This window comes from Cardinium endosymbiont of Philonthus spinipes (assembly GCF_964030745.1).
Classification (GTDB): Bacteria; Bacteroidota; Bacteroidia; order Cytophagales; family Amoebophilaceae; genus Cardinium.
The window spans coordinates 613,170-634,525 of sequence record NZ_OZ034918.1 but is presented as its reverse complement, the minus strand read 5'-3'; the positions used below and the strand labels follow the sequence as shown (position 1 = coordinate 634,525).

General features: G+C 38.7%; 11 protein-coding genes and 1 pseudogene. 4 read left to right on the top strand and 8 right to left on the bottom strand.

Annotated elements, in window-relative coordinates:
• Nucleotides 1-232 precede the first annotated feature (232 nt).
• A complete protein-coding gene (gene uvrA, locus AAHM81_RS02710) occupies nt 233-3,094 on the bottom strand; it encodes an excinuclease ABC subunit UvrA (protein ID WP_342264979.1) in 2,862 nt (953 codons plus the stop codon).
• Nucleotides 3,095-3,274: 180 nt separating this feature from the next.
• On the opposite strand from uvrA, the gene AAHM81_RS02705 reads away from it, so the two are divergent.
• Nucleotides 3,275-4,819 carry a mechanosensitive ion channel family protein gene (locus AAHM81_RS02705; protein ID WP_342264978.1) on the top strand — a complete coding sequence of 515 codons (1,545 nt, stop codon included), beginning with the start codon at nt 3,275-3,277 and terminating at the stop codon, nt 4,817-4,819.
• A gap of 337 nt (nt 4,820-5,156) precedes the next feature.
• Here AAHM81_RS02705 and AAHM81_RS02700 read toward each other — a convergent pair whose 3' ends face one another.
• From AAHM81_RS02700 to AAHM81_RS02685, 4 genes and pseudogenes are all read right to left on the bottom strand, one after another.
• Nucleotides 5,157-6,341, bottom strand: coding sequence for a PLP-dependent aspartate aminotransferase family protein (locus AAHM81_RS02700; protein ID WP_342264977.1), 1,185 nt, complete (start codon nt 6,339-6,341; stop codon nt 5,157-5,159).
• Between the two features lie 273 nt (nt 6,342-6,614).
• Nucleotides 6,615-7,343, bottom strand: coding sequence for a glycoside hydrolase family 25 protein (locus AAHM81_RS02695; RefSeq protein ID WP_342264976.1), 729 nt, complete (start codon nt 7,341-7,343; stop codon nt 6,615-6,617).
• Between the two features lie 59 nt (nt 7,344-7,402).
• A pseudogene (locus tag AAHM81_RS02690) lies at nt 7,403-7,534 on the bottom strand (IS5-like element ISCca3 family transposase); the annotation flags it as partial.
• A gap of 104 nt (nt 7,535-7,638) precedes the next feature.
• On the bottom strand, nt 7,639-9,570 hold the full coding sequence (locus AAHM81_RS02685; RefSeq protein WP_342264975.1) for an ankyrin repeat domain-containing protein: 1,932 nt from the start codon (nt 9,568-9,570) through the stop codon (nt 7,639-7,641).
• A 935-nt stretch (nt 9,571-10,505) separates the two neighbouring features.
• On the opposite strand from AAHM81_RS02685, the gene yihA reads away from it, so the two are divergent.
• Nucleotides 10,506-11,129: a ribosome biogenesis GTP-binding protein YihA/YsxC gene (yihA, locus tag AAHM81_RS02680; protein ID WP_342264974.1), complete on the top strand. Its 624-nt coding sequence runs from the start codon at nt 10,506-10,508 to the stop codon at nt 11,127-11,129.
• Between the two features lie 3 nt (nt 11,130-11,132).
• Here the strand turns inward: yihA and AAHM81_RS02675 are convergent, their stop codons facing one another.
• The 3 genes from AAHM81_RS02675 to AAHM81_RS02665 all read right to left on the bottom strand — a co-directional run bounded on the left by AAHM81_RS02675 (nt 11,133) and on the right by AAHM81_RS02665 (nt 17,081).
• Nucleotides 11,133-15,383 (bottom strand): translocation/assembly module TamB domain-containing protein, encoded by a 4,251-nt coding sequence (locus AAHM81_RS02675; RefSeq protein ID WP_342264973.1) that lies wholly within the window; start codon nt 15,381-15,383, stop codon nt 11,133-11,135.
• Between the two features lie 494 nt (nt 15,384-15,877).
• A complete protein-coding gene (gene pth / locus AAHM81_RS02670) occupies nt 15,878-16,450 on the bottom strand; it encodes an aminoacyl-tRNA hydrolase (protein WP_342264972.1) in 573 nt (190 codons plus the stop codon).
• A 43-nt stretch (nt 16,451-16,493) separates the two neighbouring features.
• Nucleotides 16,494-17,081, bottom strand: a complete 588-nt coding sequence (locus tag AAHM81_RS02665) for a 50S ribosomal protein L25/general stress protein Ctc (protein WP_342264971.1) — start codon at nt 17,079-17,081, stop codon at nt 16,494-16,496.
• 311 nt (nt 17,082-17,392) lie between these two features.
• Here AAHM81_RS02665 and AAHM81_RS02660 point away from each other — a divergent pair, with 311 nt between their 5' ends.
• Nucleotides 17,393-19,165 (top strand): AAA family ATPase, encoded by a 1,773-nt coding sequence (locus tag AAHM81_RS02660; protein WP_342264970.1) that lies wholly within the window; start codon nt 17,393-17,395, stop codon nt 19,163-19,165.
• Nucleotides 19,166-19,668: 503 nt separating this feature from the next.
• Nucleotides 19,669-21,354: an AAA family ATPase gene (locus AAHM81_RS02655; protein WP_342264969.1), complete on the top strand. Its 1,686-nt coding sequence runs from the start codon at nt 19,669-19,671 to the stop codon at nt 21,352-21,354.
• Nucleotides 21,355-21,356: the final 2 nt, after the last annotated feature.

Genomic DNA, 21,356 nt, shown 5'->3' with positions numbered 1-21,356 from the left:
AAAAGAAACAAACATGCAAGAAAAAAGTTACAAATAATGGCTTAAAGGTTGTACAAAACCGCAACCATCCTACAGCAGGCTACACGCAGATGTATTTAATGTTAAATTTACATTTTAAAACCATAGCAAGCAAACAAGCCATACTGCTATATGCGCCCCCTATTCCTAAAGTTTTGCGCTTTGGTTAGCCATTTTTATCAGGCAGTTTTACCGTTTAACCAACGGATCTCGTTTAGGATGATGTGGCAAGTTCTTTTTGTAGGAAATAACCTGTATAACTCTCTGGGACCCTTGCAACAGCTTCTGGTGTACCCTGCGCCACTAAATAGCCTCCTGCTCGCCCACCATCGGGCCCAATATCAATCACATAGTCTGCTATCTTGATAATATCCATATTATGCTCTATAATCAACACCGTATTGCCTTGTTCTACTAACTTTTCTAACACAGAGAGCAATGCTAAAATATCCTGAAAATGTAGGCCAGTACTGGGTTCATCTAAGATATAAAGGGTATCTCCCGTACTTTTTTTTGCTAATTCTGTAGCCAACTTGACCCGTTGTGCTTCTCCTCCTGATAAAGTAGTGGCATGCTGCCCCAAGGTAATATATCCCAAACCTACCTCTTCTAAGGTACGAAGCTTAAGCAGTATAGATGGATGGCTTGCAAAAAAAGGAATGGCATTAGACACCGTCATATCTAAGACATCCGCAATAGATTTGCCTTTATATTGTATCTCTAATGTTTCACGGTTGTATCGTTTGCCTTTACAGTTATCACAGGTTACATATACCTCGGGCAGAAAGCCCATTTCTATACGTTGAATGCCAGCTCCTTCACAAGTGTTGCATCGACCTTCTTTTAGATTAAAAGAAAACCTTCCTGGCTTGTATCCTCTAATCTTTGCCTCTGGCAAAATCGCAAAAAAGTTACGTATATCGGTAAACATACCGGTATAGGTGCTAGGATTAGATCGGGGCGTTCTGCCTATAGGAGACTGATTTACCTCTATAACCTTATTAATATAGGCTAAGCCACTAGCCTCTGTATAGGGCAATGGTACAACACGGCTGTTATAAAGCTGTTTTTTAAGAATAGGCAAAAGGGTTTTACGAATCAGCGAAGACTTACCACTTCCTGATACCCCTGTTACACAAATCATTAGCCCCAATGGAATGGTTAAGGCTATATCTTTTAAATTATTGCCACTACATCCCTTAATGGTCAAGGTTTTACCATTGCCTTGTTTGCGATTGCGTGGCAGGGAAAAGCCCTTTTTGCCGGTTAAAAATTCGCCTGTAACACTGGGTTGTGCTAGAAACTCGACCAATGGCCCCGCTGCAACTACTTCTCCTCCAAAAGCGCCCGCCTGAGGACCTATTTCAATGAGATAGTCTGCGGCAAGCATCATTTCCTTATCGTGCTCCACTACCAATACCGTGTTGCCTATATCTCTAAGCGCTTGTAAAGCACCAATAAGCCGATCGTTATCTCGTTGATGCAAACCAATACTTGGTTCATCAAGAATGTAGAGCACACCCAATAATTGGGTGCCTATTTGTGTAGCCAGCCTAATCCGTTGCGCTTCTCCCCCTGATAAGCTACTAAAACTTCTGTTAAGCTGTAAATAGTGTAAGCCCACATCGATTAAAAACTGTAGACGTTTGGAAATCTCTTTTATAACTTCCTGGCCAATGAGCTGCTGTCTGCCTGTTAATACAGTTAACAATGTATCAAACCATTTTTTGAGTTGATCTAAGTCCATTGAAACCAAATCAGTAATACTTTTATCTTGAATCTTAAAAGATCGGGCTACTGGGTTTAATCTAGTTCCGTCACAATCTGGACATACAACTGTGTAGACAAACCCTTCTTCTAGACTGCCATGCCGTGTAGCCGTTTCTCGTTCTTGCTGTTTGATCAACACAGCAATGATTCCTTCAAAAGGCTCTACACAATTTGCAATAAGCGCAGAACGATAGGGTGTAATGTTGCCAAATAGCAATAAATTCAATACAGCCGGAGGAAGTGCTGCTACTGGATCGGTAATTTTGCATTGGAAAAACTTCAATAAGGCTTCTATTTTTTTGAATAACAATGATGTTTTATAAGGGCCTAATGGTAGAATGGCTCCATTTTTAATACTTATGCCCTTGTCTGGAATAATTGTGTCCATATCTATCTGGGTAATTTCACCCAATCCATCACAACTGGGACATGCGCCATAAGGTGTATTAAAGGAAAAAAGATTGGGCTCTGGTGCATCATAGGCAAGCCCGGTCTCTTCATCCATTAGGTATGTAGAGAAATAGTGATCTTTTTGCTCAGCATCTACTACTAATAATGTTCCCTTCCCATATTGAATAGCCAATTGTAGTCCATTTTTGATGCGATCCAATACTTTTAAGTCTATTAAAACATGATCTATAACCAAGGCAATATCATGCTTTTTATGACGGGCCAGATTTAAGTTTTCGGTCAGTTCAACAATAGCCCCATTCACCCTAACTTTATTGAAACCCAGCTTAAGCAAACGCTTTAGCAATGTCTCATGATGGCCTTTTCTGCCTCTAACCAGAGGAGCCATTAAGGTAACCCGTTGGCCAGAAAAGGTCCGTAATAGATGGGTAAGGAGCTGTTCCTCATCCTGCGTTACCATTTTATTACCTGTAGTATAGGCGTAAGCATCAGCTATCCGTGCAAAAAGCAGTCGCATAAAATCATAGATCTCTGTAGTGGTACCTACCGTAGAGCGTACATTGCGATTGGTTGTTTTCTGCTCAATGGCAATAACAGGGCTTAGTCCATTGATTTTATCTACCTCTGGCCTGGTTAAGCTACCTAAAAAGCCGCGCGCATAGGCACTAAAGCTTTCCCTATACCGCCTTTGCCCCTCTGCATTTATCGTATCAAAGGCCAAAGAGGATTTTCCACTGCCACTGACACCTGTAATGATCACCAGTTGATTGCGTGGAAACGCAACGTCAATATTTTTTAAATTATGGGTCCTTGCACCCAAAACTTCTACATAATCAAACCCATAACGATCTGAGGAGGCGTGATTGGCCTGTTCTGTATCCATTGTATCTACCATATAGCTCAAGAAATTTAATCAAAGGCAACAAGTGCAGCATCTTGCATGGTCAAAAAACTGATTTTCATAAATTTGACTGATACAGCATTTTAAACAGCTATTTTTTGTACAAAACACAAGATATAGTTTAATTTAGCGAGCAAATAAGCCACATCCAATTAGCATTAAAATAGTATAAGCATGAATAGTACACACCGACTTTGTATTGGAACGATCGCATCCTACTTCATACGGATCCAACAAATACCATGCATTACTTTCTTGGTATGGGCAGTGCTACCGATTATGGCACAAGCACACAGTAGACGCATGGATGATCTCAAAATAAATTTGAGTTCCCCATATGACACCGTATATACCCATTTTATGCTGCTAAACCCTGGGAATAAAGCTTCTGAGCATGTGGGCATTGTATTTATACATGGCGCAGCCCCCAAAAGCAAAGAAATGGCTGTTAAACTCAAAAGATTGCTCACACTTAAGGGCATCAATATTGAAACCATACCTAAGGATCCTAATTATATGGATCCAACGATAAATGAAAATAGATTTATTTTATCTAAAAAGCTACCAAAAGTTTACTTAATCAAAGAAGGCGAACAATGGCGTTACAGCCAAGAGACCTTAAATTTTATCAGGGAATATGAAGTTTCAGATAGATTACACACGCTCTTATACCATTTTTTGCCTGAGGCATTTTGCCAGAAACAGATATTAAATCTTGCGATTTGGCAATATATCATGTTGATGGGACTAGCCATCATTATTTGGCTGACCTATAAAATTATGCCCTATTTTTTGAAGCTTATGGTCTACAAGTTTATAGGCAGTAAAAAGTCATTTGCCATAGAGCGGTTGCTTATGCTGGTGATTAGCATATACTTCTTAAAGAGTGGCCTGACCATGTTCCAGTCTGAATCTTTAACCTCTTTTATCAATCGGGTCATAGAAGCTACTACTTCTTTCTTATGGATGTGTTTGGCCTATGAGTGCGTCAATTTGATGCAATATAGAATAAAAATTGCTAAGAAGCATAACAAGTTTATGATCCATATTTTGCCTCTTTTTAGCATAACAGCTAAAATTATTGTAGGGATTGTTGGATTGGTGCAGACAATCGATAACCTTGGGTTTGCAACAGGTTCCTTAGTAAAGGCACTTTCTTTCAGTACCCTAGGCCTTGGTTTGGCGTGCCAAGATACCATTAAAAATCTATTTGGCTCATTGATGATTACAATGGATCGACCTTTTAGTGTAGGCGATGAAATTGTTTCCGGAGGCATTCGTGGCAAAGTAGAAGAGGTGGGTTTACGCTCTACCTTACTACGTACCAAGGAAGGCTCTTTGGTTTATATACCCAATGCAAAACTAGCCGATGCCTATATTGATAACTTTGGTAAAAGAACGTCACGAATGGTCTCCTTAGAGGTACCATTAAACTATGCCATATCTTTAGAATTACTACCAAAATTTATGCAAGGATTAAATGAAATCGCTGCATCCCAGCCATTGATAAAGCCAGAAAAAACCAACATATATCTTGATAAGATGAACGAACATGGATTTGCAATCATTTTCAATTTTCATTTGGACACCACTGAAAGTGGTATAGAATATGCATGTAAGAATAGAATGATACCACTTATACTAAAGCTTGCTTGTAAGCTTGATATACGTTTGGGAAATGTACAATACCGGTCACATATCGGAACATTACACCCCTAAGGTGTATCCGTTCACCCAATGGCGCCAACTTAAGGAATTTGTCTTATTTTTTACCTGATTATAAGTATCTATTCACGCCTGTGGTTGGGGCCCCTTATCTCCTTCGATAAAAAGTCTGGCCCGATAGTAAATAGCTGAATCGATATCTTTTTCAGCGGGAAAATCGTAAACTCAGCCCGCAAGCGGGCTTCAAACAGACGATTTTCTAATCCGCTGAAAAAGATATCGCTCAGGTGTTAGTGTTTTACTAGAGCGCCATTTTTTATCGAAGGAGACGTGGGGCTGATAATGATTCGAAAGAGAGGCGGGGCCCAGTCACAGGCGTAAATAGATACTTTTAGCATACACTAAAAGTTGCTTCCAGTGCATCAATAAGATCTTGTACAGCTTCAATGCCACAAGATACTCGTACAAAACCCTGGCTTATGCCAATGGATTGAAGTTGTGTGGCATCCATTGTGCCATTAGACATTGCAGCAGGGTAAGAAATTAAACTTTCTACTCCACCTAAATTGGCACCAAAGCTCCATGGACGACGCAACGCCTGCATAAATTTACTGGTTGTATCGGCGCCTCCTTTCAATATAAAGTACAGCATGCCACCATGGAGTCCATTAGTATGTTGTCTATCTGCCAAGGACTTTTGTGGAAAGTCTGCCAACCCTGGGTATCCCACCTTTTCTACCTTGGGATGTCCTGCTAAAAATGTAGCCACCTGTGCTGCATTTGCAGACTGTTCTCGTATCCGTAAGTGCATGGTTTTGGCCGACTGTAAGGTAAAAAAGGCAACCATAGGGCTCATAATACTCCCATGCATATTCCTATAAGAGAAAATAGTAGGGCCATCTTCTACAGATGCGCAAGCTACTGCGCCTCCAATAGTCATATTATGTCCATCATAATATTTAGTGGTAGATTGAATTACTATATCGGCACCAAATGTTAATGGACAAATCACCATAGGTGAGGCCAACGTACTGTCACAAACATGTTTGGCACCTATCTGGTGGGCCAATGCGCTAACCGCAGCTAAATCGGTTAAAGTAAGGGTAGGATTGGTTGGATATTCTGAAAAGAGTACTTTGGTATTGGGTTGTATGGCTGCTGCTATTTCATCTAGATTGGTAAAATCTACAAAAGAAAAAGTTACACCAAGTTGGCCAAAAAGGTTACGTGCTACTTCTTGTGTAGTGGCGTAACAACCATTGGAGAGTATGCAATGGTCCCCATTGCGCAAAAAAGTTGCCAAGGTTGTGATAATGGCAGCCATGCCCGAACCAAAACAATAAGCAGCTTCCGCTTTTTCCAAAACAGCAATCTTGGCTTCAAGGACTGCAACAGTAGGATTTCTTGATCCAGAATAGGAATGGCCCTTTGCCAAATAGGTTTCAATAGATTCCTGCACAAATACAGAGGATTGAAAAATAGGTGTAAGGATAGCACCCGTATGCGGTTCTGGCTCCACACCAGCATGCACCACCTCAGTAGCTACTTGTAAATGATTACTGCCCCATGTGTGCATACTAGAAGTGGAGGGCGGTAATGGATTAGGCATGGCAAAAAAAAATAAAGTGAACCAAAGACCTTCTGCAAAAGCTATTTGTGGTGAGCAATTTTTAGGAGAAGCGCAGTCGAGCACCGCAGAATACTAGATGTATTTGAGGAGCATAGACAAACTTCGACACCAAAATTGCCATTAGAAATAGCTTTTGCAGAAGGTCTCAAGAAAAATATAGGCTAACAACTTTCTTTTAAAATATGCCCGCAAGTTAGAAAAATAGGTTGGAAAAAAAAATTATCTAATCATCCTATTCAGGTCTACGTCACCTATAATGCCTGGCACTTGCCCTTTGCTAGCGTACTGCCAAATAGTCCAGAGATCCCAACCACGTGGCAGTTCTTCTGGTGATGGCGGGACATCACGCCATCTAGCAATCCATAATGGACACTCCTTAACGATATCAGGGGTCACTGCTACATGGGCATTCCAGAACGATGTCCTTGTATAAATGTAAGGCGTTATATGCATAGCTTTGAGGTAACGAACGCATATTTCTACCACGCTTCCAACTATAGTATAATCAGCCATCGTATGTTCTTCTACATCTAATGCTATGATCGCTTCCTTATCCTCCAATAGGCCCACGTCGCTTATTTGGCGCACAAAATTGTCCATTTGCGCAGTAGGAGCACTTGAACCAAACCGTACAAAATGATAGCCGCCGATCCGGGAAAAACCTGCAGCACGCGCACCGGAAACGTTTTGACCAAACATAGGATCTTGATAGGTTGCGCCTTCTGTAGCTTTGGCAATAACAAAGTCTTTACCACTCCTACCAGGAGTGCACTGTTCCCAATTTATTGCCTTTTGATGGTTGGATATATCTATTCCTTCCATATAATGAGGTTGGCCTGCCATATACAATTTATTACGCAATTTACTAGGTGATACACATGATACAGCAAGAATGGTTGCCACTAACTTGGCTATGTTGCTGGTCCATGTACTATGCAACCATACCATAATTTACATTAAGCTTAATAAAAATTTACAAAAATCACAAGCTGAGGCCGTTGTTAGCGGAGCTCTTTTTCTACTGCCGACCAATTAACTAACTTATTTATTTGGTCGAAAAAGGTGTGCTTGCACTTACGTCGGCTCGCTGAAATATCTGAGAAACTTAGTTGGTTAGTTTGCTTGAGAGATATAAGCATACTGCTAAAATTTGAAGCATAAATACCTGAAAATCAATAAACTTTGACCTTTTTTAACGATTTGAGAAAAATAAAAGATAAGTTTTAATGATAAAATTAAATGACTATAGAAACGGTCTCGTATTGACTAAAATCCCCTCAGCTTGCAGTAACTGGGCACAAACATTTGCATAGCCATATCTCGCTGCCAAATGAAGCGGAGTATTACCATGCTTATCTCGCTCATTGATTAAAATCCCCTCAGCTTGCAGTAACTGGGCACAAACATTTACATGGCCATGGCTCGCTGCCAAATGAAGCGGAGTATTACCATGTTTATCTCGCTCATTGATTAAAATCCCCTCAGCTTGCAGTAACTGGGCACAAACATTTACATGGCCATGTCTCGCTGTCAAATGAAGCGGAGTATTACCATGTTTATCTCGCTCATTGATTAAAATCCCCTCAGCTTGCAGTAACTGGGCACAAACATTTACATGGCCATGTCTCGCTGTCAAATGAAGCGGAGTGTTACCATACTTATCTCGCTCATTGATTAAAATCCCCTCAGCTTGCAGTAATTTGGCACAAATATTTACATCGCCACATGCCGCTGCCATATGAAGCGGGGTATTACTACCATACCTATCTCGCTTATTGACTAAAATCCCCTCAGCTTGCAGTAACTTAGCACAAATATTTACATGGCCATATTTCATTGCCAAATGAAGCGGAGTATAACCATACTTATCTCGCTCATTGATTAAAATCCCCTCAGCTTGCAGTAATTTGGCACAAATATTTACATGGCCATATAACGCTGCTATATGAAGCGGGGTATTACTACCATACCTATCTCGCTTATTGACTAAAATCCCCTCAGCTTGCAGTAATTTGGCACAAATATTTACATGGTTAAATGCCGCTGCCACATGAAGTGGGGTATGACCATGATTATTTTTCGCATTGACTAAAATACCCTTAGCTTGCAGTAACCTGGCACAAACATTTACATGGCCACGTTCCGCTGCCACATGAAGTGGGGTATAACCATGATTATTTTTCGCATTGACTAAAATACCCTTAGCTTGCAGTAACCTGGCACAAACATTTACATGGCCACGTTCCGCTGCCACATGAAGTGGGGTATAACCATCCTCATCTTGCTCATTGACTAAAATCCCCTTAGCTTGCAGTAACCTAGCACAAACATTTACATGGCCACGTTCCGCTGCCACATGAAGTGAGGTATAACCATGATTATTTTTCGCATTGACTAAAATCCCCTTAGCTTGCAGTAACTTGGCACAAATATTTACATGGTCACATGCCGCTGCCATATGAAGCGGGGTATGACCATGATTATTTTTCGCATTGACTAAAATCCCCTCAGCTTGCAGTAATTTGGCACAAATATTTACATGGTCACATGCCGCTGCAAAATGAAGCGGGGTATGACCATGATTATTTTTCGCATTGACTAAAATCCCCTCAGCTTGCAGTAATTTGGCACAAATATTTACATCGCCACATACCGCTGCAAAATGAAGCGGGGTATTACCATACTTATCTCGCTCATTGACTAAAATCCCCTCAGCTTGCAGTAATTTGGCACAAACATTTACATGGCCACATGCCGCTGCCATATGAAGCGGGGTATTGAGAATGTTATGCTTAGCATTCACATCAATACCATTTCTAAAAGAAGACAGGAATGCTTGTACCATACGATGATCATTATTCAGCGTTGCCAAATCAAACGGAGTATATCCCTCATCATTACGTTTATTGATTACCAGAGGATCATTACCAAAATCACGCAATATACGTTTTATACTCTTTAATATACGTTCTCTATTATTTAGAGTGTTGTTCTCCGGCCAGTTAGCAGAGTCCATTACAAACTGATGAAGAAGGTACCCATGATCATATTTTTGATTTAAAAGAATACTTCTTAGCGATTTAGGACTACGATTAACCGATGCTTCACATTCTGTAACATTGTATCTAGAAATGTGATTACAAGCGTAAGTAAATAATAAAAGAAATATCAACATTGTATCTTGACAATACATGAAATGTATGGATCAATTTCATAATAAACATTAATAGACCCTCTGCGAAAAGCTAGGTACTAGTTGCATGATTATAATAAAAATTGTATTACACATACTTTACAATATAAAATATGTCAATAGATTTCCAAGGATTGTCCAAAACACCACATGTTTTTAGGCAATTGGCAGGTTTAACAGTTTCAGAATTCGAAGAAGTCATTAAGAGGCTAGGTCCATCTTGAGAAAAAATCGTAGAACAGAAGCAATGCCATGGAAGAAAGTCTCATGTAACAACGTTGCAGGACAATGTTTTATGCGTACTGATATACTACAGGACCTATATCACACACACATTTTTGGGCTATTAATTCAATTTACACAATTCTAATATCTGCCGCTTGCTAAACTCTTTAAAATTGGCAACGTCAGTTTTTAGAGAATGCCTCCACAGTCTTTGATCCATTCAAGGTTGTTAGTGTACATAAAGATGAAATTAACGCACTTAAGGATCAAAATGAGACCGTTTCCATATAAAAGACACATCCTTGTGGAAAGTAAAGAAGGGTTAGTCTTGGCCGTCAGTACCACAAAAGCCCCTAGCCATAATAGTAGTCGTTATTTATATCAACACAAATTAACAAATGTCAGATTAAATATCAACTACTACGCTAGAAGCATAACGAAAATTATACTACAGGCCTATAACAACGGCCTCACGATGTACGAAACAACATTCTTTTCATTAACTTGCGCCATAGGAGATATGGTTAATAGACCTTCTGCAAAAGCTATGCTAATGGCAATTTTGGTATCGAAGCTTGTCTATGCTCCTCAAATACATCTAGTATTAGTATGCTGCGATGCTCGACTGCGATGCTCCTAAAAATGCTGATCACAAATAGCTTTTGCAGAAGGTCTAATAATAGAAATTATATATGAAAATCCATTCTATTGCTCTGGTATCCAGCAACACACACTATAAAATGTGCCCCCATGATACCAAACCAGAAGTGGCTTTTATAGGCCGTTCTAACGTAGGCAAGTCCTCCTTAATTAATGCACTTTTGCAGCGGAAACAATTGGCTAGGGTATCCAAAATGCCTGGAAAAACACAACTGATTCATCATTTTTTAGTGAATAACCAGATCTATTTTGTAGATCTCCCAGGATATGGATGGGCACAAGTAGGGCATGCAACAAAAATAAAATGGGGAAAAATGTTACGGGAGTACCTTTTGCATAGGCCCAATATGGTTACTGTTTTTGTATTGCTTGATGCAAAAATTCCACCTCAAGCGATTGATCTTGCATGCATACATTGGTTGGGTGTACACCATGTTCCTTTTGCTATTATACTTACAAAAGCAGACAAAAAACATAAAATGGTGGCCCAAAAACACCATATGGCGCTAACCCATATGCTGCAACAAGACTGGGCAACGCTTCCACCCATCTTTAGTGTTTCTGCACACAATAAACTGGGCATAGAAGAGGTCTTAGCATATATTCAAACAGTTGCAAATCCGAAAAGCAGCACAACCAATACAACGATCAATTGACTACTAAAATTTCTTAGTGTACGCAAAGCTTATACCAAAAAGCGCTAGACTCAACGTACCATGAAAGGGTTGCTGATAAAGCTTGGCATGCATATTATGGGCTCTTGAAATCCGATAGGCAATTTCCCAATCATTGATAAAACGGGAGCGCCCTCCCACTGTACTGGAAAGTTTAAGCCGTTCGGATAGCAATAAATAGCTTACTTTAATGCTGGTTTTTTGAAATATATTTTCTTTCTGACGTTCAGACTGATTGATTCCTAAATCGGTTTCTACTTCTAGGTGATCATCTATTTTAGATACCCAGTTTTGTATGCTTTGAGAAAGAAAATCATTTAGACTATTCCTTAATGCATCCCACCCATCTATTTGTTTCTCATTATAGACTTTTTTAGCTATTAATAAGCTTAGAATCTGCTTATTGAGGTAGACTTTGTCTAATACCGCTTTCGAGGCACATTCCTCTAAAGCAGTATTCAGGTCAAAGTCCATGCTTTTTACGGGAAAAAAAAGCTGATAAGCAATATGTGGATGGGCTAAGCTGCCATATGCAGAAAGGGCAATTTCTACTGGAATCGGTCGTTTATCATTACTTTGGGGATAGAGTTCTGATATAGAAGCAGTCTGTTTATACGAGGCGTCAATATGTGCAATCCCTTCTTGGGGGTAACCGTTAAAATTGACCTGGCTATTAGGTGAAATGGTAAATGTTTTTTGAATTAAATTATATACAGAAACGGTGTAGGTACCACTTTGAAAGAGATAGCCCCCCATTACATATGGCTTTCGATTGGTGCCTACTTCTATTTGGATTGCTCCCGTCCCTTGGCCTTCTAAAACATCATCTTTATTATTATAAGAGCCAAATAATACCTGCGCCTTTATGGTAGGTTGTATGGTTAAGTCAAGGATCAGTTTAATGGCTGATTTATCTTCATGTTCAGGGATATTATCTGGTTGCTTTTTTGCTTTGTTATAAACAAATTCTACCAATTTTGTAGCGTTCTCTATATCTTCTTTATCATGCGCAACAATGGTAAAAGTTCCTTTATCAGTTGTGACTTTCATTTTAAGGAGCAGGTCATAGATAGACCCTTGCATTTGCAAAGCCCCAGTGGCGTATACATCGCCATAGAAGTCTGGGTTGTCCATTCGAGTAGTGTGCAATAGGTGGAATGTTTCCATATGCCCTGTAACCATTAGAGGGAAGTCATTTTGCAACACCATATGGCCAGATAAAGTGGCATGGCCGGCTGCCTCATCACGAAGCGCAAGCTGGTGCACATATAAACGATTATCTCGGATTTTAATGGCTCCAGCCACTTGGTAAGCGGTGTTTAAATAGTTAATTTTAAATGTTCCTTGATCTATTACGCCCTTGCCATTTAGCTTAGGTGCAGTGAGCTTGCCTGTTAAGTGAAATTGGCCGCTTAGCTTTCCATGTATATCCGAACAAACAGCTGCAAATAAAGGATTTAATAAGTCCAAATCCATTTGGTCAAATGTAGTGGTAAGGGATAGGTTATCAGAAGATTTGAAGAGATGATAACAGCCATCTATTTGGAGCAATTGCTTACCCTCCTTTTGCAGCATTCCTTTTAAAACCAATTTATTTTCTAATAGATTCCAGCCTACCTTTGTAGACAAGGTACCTACAGCATAGTCCTGAATGGTAGCTTCTTGTAGACTTAACCTACCGGTTGCTATGAACTGATCTTTTTGACGGTGGACTATTAGTTTCGTGTCTAGTATACCTTTAATGGGCCCTACTGTTGAAGGATAGTTTAATGCAAGGTGGCGTATGGTGCATTTCAAGGGATTTTTTGTTGCCGATTGCGTAAGGTGCCCCCCTACACAAATAGCCTCTTGCCCGCTCTTTATAGATAAATTCCCAATGGCTATTTCCGACTTGGACATAAAACTACTACGCTCTGTTTGTATGGTCCATACTTTCTCTTTGATCGTTAGCTTAGAAGGGAGCAGATCAACCCGCATCACATCATCAATAAGGGTGCCAGAACACGCTAGAGAGAGATCACCATCATGATGAGCTACCTTGTTGGAAATGGTAAACTTATCTTTATCCATAAGCAACTGAAGGTATAAGTGATCTGTTTGAAATGTTTGGTGCCAATCTTGATGATCTGAAGCAATATATAACCGAATCAATCGCTGTTTTTCATTCATGAGATGACCTACATTCAAGTCCATTTTGATCTTATCCAATCTAAACTTCTTAAAACGGACAGTTGATGTGACAGGTAGATGAAAGGAAAAATCATAGTCTCTATTATAGGCAAAATGGCCCGAAAAGGTTGTAGCAGGGGGTATATATAAATCATCTAAAAACCAATTAGATATTGAATCTATCTTTTTGCAGTTAATGGCATAGTCTAGATGCAACCTAGCAGGGGAAGTGGCCCAACCACCTACTGGATTTTTAAACCGTGCAATGAGATGCTTAATGTGATGGACTAAGTCGTGTAGGGTAAATACTCCTTGCAACCTACAGTCTATCAGTGGAGAGGTAAGGGTTAGTATATCTTTGTTTGCATGTTCTATAGCATGTAGTGCGATCTGTTTACAGGTTATTGTTTTTTCCACTCCTTGAATGGTGCATTGGTTTAAAACCACTTCTCCTCGCGGACGTTTATTGAATATATCTCTGATTTTTAATGAAAATTTTGTATTCACCGATAAGGGTTCCCGCACAAAACCAAGTTTTTCTAGGCAGATCTTTTCTATGATGCCATCTGCCTGTAACCCTTTAGCCATATGATAACTGCCGGCTATAGCTAACTTTGCACTAGGATCTTTACTATTTAGCTTAAAGCCAACTATTGCATTAGCAGCCATACAGGAAGCTTCTACCTGTTTATAGTTATAATGGTTGGTTGCGATTTCTGTTAGATGGGCTACTGCATCCAGGGTATTCAAGTGGCAGCCTTGTGCTTTCTTGATCACAACTTTTCCCGAAAGGGATTTAATGGGAAGAGCTGGCAACACAGCATCCATAGTCAGTTTATGCAAGGTTAGGGTACCGGTTAAATCTTGTGTGGGCTTCCCTACATCACGTAACACCAGATCTGTTTGTATATCACCTATATTAGTCGTAATATCCCCTATTAATTTGGCTTTTTGGATATTACCAACAAATGTACTATTTGTTATGCCGATGTATTGCAATTGCGTTGGGCATATTGCTGGCTTTTGCTCCAGGTCCTGCATATAGACTTTACCAGTCTTTACCAAAATATCGGCATCGACACCATTATAGCAGCCTGTACCCTCAAGGTAGCTATCTCCAAAAGCTAGTGTACAGTTTTTCCATGCCACCGCATGAGGGGTTAAAGAAACTGCACCGTCTAGTTTATATAACGCATGGGATCCTTTAAAAAAATCTAAAAACTTAGTTAATTCAATTGATGATAGTACTGTTTTGCGAAATATTGCTTCCAATAGAATGTTTTCTTTACTAGCAACAAGGGGAAGTTGTTTGGTGTTTTTTAGTATGAAATCACCTTGCAGGTTGCTATGATTTGTAATCAAATGACAATCTTTGAGCATTATACTATGCGATGTAATACTAAACTGGGTGATCAGGTTTTTCCATACCAGCGGTAGGGCACTTGTTTCTTGGTAAGAGCAGTTGGTGAGGTGGCCTGCATAACGCCCCGAAGAGGATAAGAAATGGCTTATAGATAGATGTATGTTTTCTATTTTGACCGCTTGTCTATTTATTGGATCATGGTAACATAGGTTGATGCCATGCAGTTGAATCTTGTTGATATATAGATCTGAATCTGCCTCTGGTACAAAGGGTAAAATCGCCTTAGCATAGAAAGTGGCCATATTAAAAGCCTGTTCCTTATCTTTTTCCAGGTACAATGCTCCTCCAGTAACTGAAACAGAATCGATCATATTACGCTTTAGCAAAAGTAAACTCAATAGATTCAGCCTACTTTTACATGCATGAATGGTAAATAGCGGCTTATCTTGAGGATCTGTAACGGTTAGCCCCTCCAATGCAATGTGACGCAACCAAGTAATCCGGAGTGCATCACATTTAATGTGGTAATGGGTTGTTTGGCACAAATAATTGCTTATGCTACGAAGCAGCTGTTGCTGTACTGGAGGTAGGTGCAGCAAAGTCAGCATCACCGCTAGTAATATAGCCAGGGAGAGGAGTACATTTCTCAATGGTTTTAAACACCATTTTTTAATTTTATTAAAAACTTTGTCTATCTTTTTCAAAGCAAATAAAGAGATGGCCGTGTCTATTGTGATCCTGCTACAGCATCTATATCTGTTCAAGCAATGGCGCCAACTTAAGGAATTTATCTTATTTTTTTACTCAGCACTGTGGTTGAAAACGCATTTTTTCTAGTTTTTTAAGGAACTTCATTACACGCCTGTGGCTGCCCCCCCTTATCTCCTTCGATAAAAAGTCTGGCCCGATAGTAAATAGCTGAATCGATATCTTTTTCAGCGGGAAAATCGTGAACTCAGCCCGCTACGCGTGCTTCACACAGACGATTTTCTAATCCGCTTCTAAGAAACTTCACTCTATATTCTATGAAGTTTCTTTTTTGGGTATAACCCACACTGTTGGGTATAACCCGCGGTGTGGGTGGGAGCTAAAAAACATATCGCTCACCTGTTAGTGTTTTACTAGAGCACCATTTTTTTATCGAAAGAGATGCAGGGCTGATAATGGTCAGAAAAGCTATTGTGGCCGCATTCCTTGATCATTCAACCTCTTTTGCGTTAAACTGGTTCATAGCATGCACAATACCCCCCCTGCACCAAGCCATCAATATTTGACACGCCCTATCTAAGTGACCCCCTAGCTCTTGTAGTTCTTTTGTATTAAAATCGCTTAATACAAAATCTGACAACCCTCCTTTAGGAAAGTCATTCCCAATACCCACTCGAAGACGTGGATAGTGATCTGAATGCAAAGCATGGGCAATGCTTTTTAGACCATTATGGCCTGCATCAGCCCCTTTGGGACGCAGACGCATCTTACCGAAAGGAAGTGTAATGTCATCTACAATTGTCAGGCTTTGTTCGACTGGTATTTTTAAATGATGTAACCAATACCGAACCGACTTTCCACTATCATTCATATAGGTTGTAGGCTTAACCATATAGACTTGATGATTGTTGTAGGTGAAAGCAGCAGTAGTGGCCAAGCGGCCTAATCGAAATGAAGCTTTTTGCTGAGCGGCTAGATAGTCAACTATCAAAAAACCAACATTATGCCTAGTATGCACATATTCTACACCAATATTACCTAACCCAATCAATAATAACTTCATAGCCTATGTGAGACGCTAAGGGGATATACTACTCTTGCGCCTACTATTGCTTACCTTTTTTTTCCTCTTTACTAGCTGCACTACGCAATGCCCTTGGAATTTCAATAGAGGCCACTGGTGTATTAGGCAATGCTAAAATTGTATAGTTTCCTACCGGTATTTGGTGGACACGTACGATTTGCCCTAAATCAAGATCAGCAACATCGATATCGATCATCGACGGCATATCCTTAGGGTAGGCAGCAATCGTTAGTTTCCTTTGCTTTTTAGAGAGCACCCCTCCTTTGGCCACACCTACGGCTTTACCAACAAATGCAGTAGGAATCTGCATTTTAATTTTCTTATCATCAAAGATTTGTAAAAAGTCTACGTGCAACATCATTTCACTTACAGGGTGGAATTGCATTTCCTGCAGAATACATCTGTATACAGCGCCTTCGATATTTAAATCTACAAAATGGGCATGAGGTGTGTAGACCAAATCACGTAAGAAAACCATAGGTACATAAAAATGTATTTGTTCTGCTCCGCCATATAATACACCTGGAACCTGTGCAGCTACTCTTAGTTTCTTAGACTCAGCTTTACCGAGATTTGCTCTTTTATACCCTAGAATCTCTATTACTTTCATATCTTTTGTTTGTGATCAATTAAAAAATAAAACCTTTCCGATTAGCACCTACCTGGAATGTAGCATGCCACTACCATAGTGCATACTACTTCAAGGAGAACCAAATTTAACAAAAAAGAATCGAGATAAAAAGACAAGTTGCCAATCTATAATAGACTAAAAAAGATAATTTATGCCAACTATCTTTTAAAATCTTTACGATCAGAGGCAAAAAAACTTAAACTAGCCTACTATAGTTTAATTTAGTTTAAATCAATTTAATTAACTTTTAAGTTCATTGTTAGTAAAACTTAAAATCTTCTAGTCTAGTCATGAGCAAATTACCGATTGGGGTTAGTAACTTCCATAAGTTGGTAGCTAACGATTACCTTTTTTGTGATAAAACAGCTATGATAGCGGATCTATTGCGTGAAGGTGAGGAGGTTACTTTAATTACCCGTCCCCGTCGCTGGGGTAAAACGCTGAATATGTCTATGTTGCACCATTTTTTTGCCTCAGAGGTGAATGGGGTAAAAACACAAGGTTTATTTGATGATTTAATGATTGGTAAGTTAAATGGCGGCGGATACATTCAGCAGTATCAAGGAAAGTATCCCGTTATTATGATAAGTTTTAAGGATGTGCATTCGGATAACTTTGAAAGAGCGTACAATAAAATCAGTAAACAGATAGCTTTCCTATTTAGTTCATTTGAATATTTATTAAAGGGCTCAAAGCTCAATACGGCACAGTTAAAAACTTTTAAAGATATTATTAATCAATCTGCCGGTCAAGAGGCTTTAGAAGATTCTCTAAAGTTGTTAAGTCAATGTCTCTACCAACACCATGGTCAAAAGGTCTATATTCTCATAGATGAATACGACACCCCATTAAACAAAGCTTATGGCAATAAGGAATATTTGAATACTATGGTCGCATTTATGCGCAATCTCTTTAGTGCTGCTTTAAAAGATAATGATGCATTAGCCAGGGGCGTTTTAACAGGCATATTGCGTGTTTCTAAGGATAGTATCCTATCTGGATTGAATAACTTAGAAACCTATACCATGCTAGATGAGCCATATAGCAGTTGCTTTGGCTTTAGTGAGAATGAAGTTGCATCTTTATTTAAGGCAAATGGTTTGAATACTTCCATAGAATCAGTAAGAAATTGGTACAATGGTTACAAGGTAGGCAAGCTAGTTATGTATAATCCTTGGTCTATTATTTCCTGTGTCAATAGATCGGGTCGTTTTGATGTATACTGGGTTAATACTGGAAATAATGATTTAATTAAGCAACTGATTCTTAACTCTAACAATAGCATTAAAGAGCAATTCGAACAATTGATGCAGGGAGAAGTTTTAAAAGTGTTCATTGATAGGCATATTTCTTTTGATTTGTTAGGTACCAGCGAAAATGCTTTATGGAGTTTGCTTTTATTTGCTGGCTATTTAACTTTTGAAAAAAGTATTTTAAGTAAGCATAGTGATTTATATGATTGCTCAGTTAAGATTCCTAATAATGAAGTACGCAGGCTCTATAATAGATTTTTTGAAGAATGGTTGCTTAGTAAATTTCCTAGTCAGCATAGGTATGATACTTTTTTGAATCATTTACTTTCTGGTAAAATAAATGAATTTACACGAGATTTAAACGCCTATCTCTTACAAAGTGCTAGCTTTTTTGATGTGCATGCTGCTAAACAAGGCGAAAGCTTTTATCATGGTTTTGTTTTAGCTATGTTGGCTAGCATCAGTGATCGATACTATATACGTTCCAATAGGGAAAGTGGCTTTGGCCGTTATGATGTGCTATTGATTCCTAAACAAACAGGTTCAAAAGCACTTCTATTGGAATTTAAGCATCTACGTAAGGAAGAAGAACTAGAAAATGTAGCAAAAGTTGCGCTAAAACAAATTCAAGATCAATCTTACCATACCGAATTATTGCAGCATCCTCATGTAAAGGAAGTAGTGGAAGTGGGTATTGCTTTTTCAGGCAAGGCTGTATTAGCCGCTTATGCTACTTATGATTTAGTTGTTAAAAAAGCCGGTTCAGTTAATTTAACGAGTAGATATAGCCAGGAGGAATGGGAGGAATAGGATAATTACTAGATAACCTATGGTGCGTGGTTTTTGGGAAAATTATGTACATGTTAGATTGTATTGAAACTTTTCTTTCAAGTGAATAGAAATAGTGAATTCTAGATGCAAGTGGGTAGAAATTGAGTAGGTATGTTTGGGATATAGATAAAATTATGATAGGGAAGCGTTCACTAAACTGTGGGGTTTTTTGATATAAGTATGTAAATATATTTTGTTGTTTCCATATTCCTAAACTACCGTTCACTCAATGCTATCAACCTAAAAACAATATATTATACAATTGATTTTCAGCTATATAAATAATATTGGCTAGTTTAAAACTTTCCTTAGATTGACGGCATTGGGTGTTTATCAACTAGATCCCGTACCTTCCTATCCTTTACTAGTTCCTCTATCAATAAGATATACCGATCTAAAAATTCATAGATCTAAATTTTACCCTATATTCGTCTTGGTATAGTTTGTTTTATAACAAATGATCAATATAAAGAGATAAAATTATGCGTAAGATAGATGCACTGCCTATTGGTTATTCAGATGTTGAAAGGGTGATCAGAACAGGCTATTATGTAGATAAAACCCGGTATGCACAAGAATTAATAGAAAAAGAAAATCCTGTATTTATAGCCCGTCCTAGGAGATTTGGCAAGTCTTTATTTATCAATACACTAACTACCATATGCAACGGTGAGCAAGAAGTATTTAAAGACTATCATATAGGTAAGCCAGAAAACGGATATGCATGGAAGAAATATCCTATTATTAGACTGGACCTATCTAGGTTGACCAATGACACACCAGATGAATTAAAAAACTCCATCAAAAGCGCTCTAAAAAAAATAGCATGGCTATATGGATTAGTAATAGAGAACGCCACGATCAAGGAGAGTTTAGAGGATTTAGTCTTGCAGTTAGTAAACTTAAATCGCATTAGTTCCAACAAAGATATCCGGTCATGTAATTATGAATCTAAAATAGTAGTATTGATAGACGAATATGATGCCCCTATTGTTCATCTAACCAAAGGCTCCGATCTGGAAAAAGCCAATATCAAAGTCATGAAAGATTTCTTTATGACTTTAAAGTCACTAAATGACTACTTTCAACTCACTTTTATCACTGGCGTAAGTAAATTCAGTTTATCTGATGTATTTTCAGGAGCCAATCATTTAAAAGACATTACCATTGATGCATCTGCAGATGCGATGTTTGGCTATACACAAGAAGAAATGCTAACCATATTTTCAAACAATTTGCAAGATATTGCTAAAAAATGGAGCGAAAAAGAAAACAAAAAAGTCACTGAATCAGAAGTAATGCAGCGTATTGCAGCTTATTACAATGGGTATAGATTTCATCAGAATGGTCTAAGTGTATACAATCCGTGGTCTACGCTACGATTTTTAGACTCTGGCGAACTAGCCAACTACTGGTACGAGTCAGGTAGTCCAAGCTTACTTATTAATCAGATGCTAGCAGATCCTGATAGGTTTGATATGAATATGGAAAACCTACAAATAGAGGCCGTTAGAGAAGAGTTAATCTATACAGAAAGCAGAAATGAGATTAGTTTAAAGTCTCTGATGTTTCAAACCGGCTATCTGACCATTGACCACTATGATGAATCTACCAGTCTATATAGATTAAAATTTCCCAATAAAGAAATAGCAGCGTCTTTCCAGAAAAGTATACAGTCTAGTTTGGAAAAAAACGTAAAGGATTATTTTATTCAAGAACGGGATACCATCAGAAATGCCTTATCCAATAAAAAAATTGAAGCTTTTATAGATCACATCAATACAGTTTTTGCTACACTTCCTTATTACCTAGATACCAAACAAGAAAAACAATACCATAGCAATTTACATATGCTGCTACAAGGATTAGGATTTTTAGGTGGTAGGAGAATGCAGATGTATAGTGAATCCGCTTCCAGCCAAGGCAGGTCAGATATTGTTTTAGAATTAGGCACAGCCATCTATATTATAGAGCTTAAGTATAAATCCACTGGTCAAATAGCCTTAGACCAAATCAAAGCAAACGGGTATTATAAGCCTTACTTACTCAGACAAAAAGCCCTTATACTTTTAGGTCTTAACTTTAATGAGGAGACTAGAATGATAGATAGTTGGGCATATGAAACCGTAAACAGAGAAGCGCTTAGCAAGCAGATGGTTGAAAAATAAAA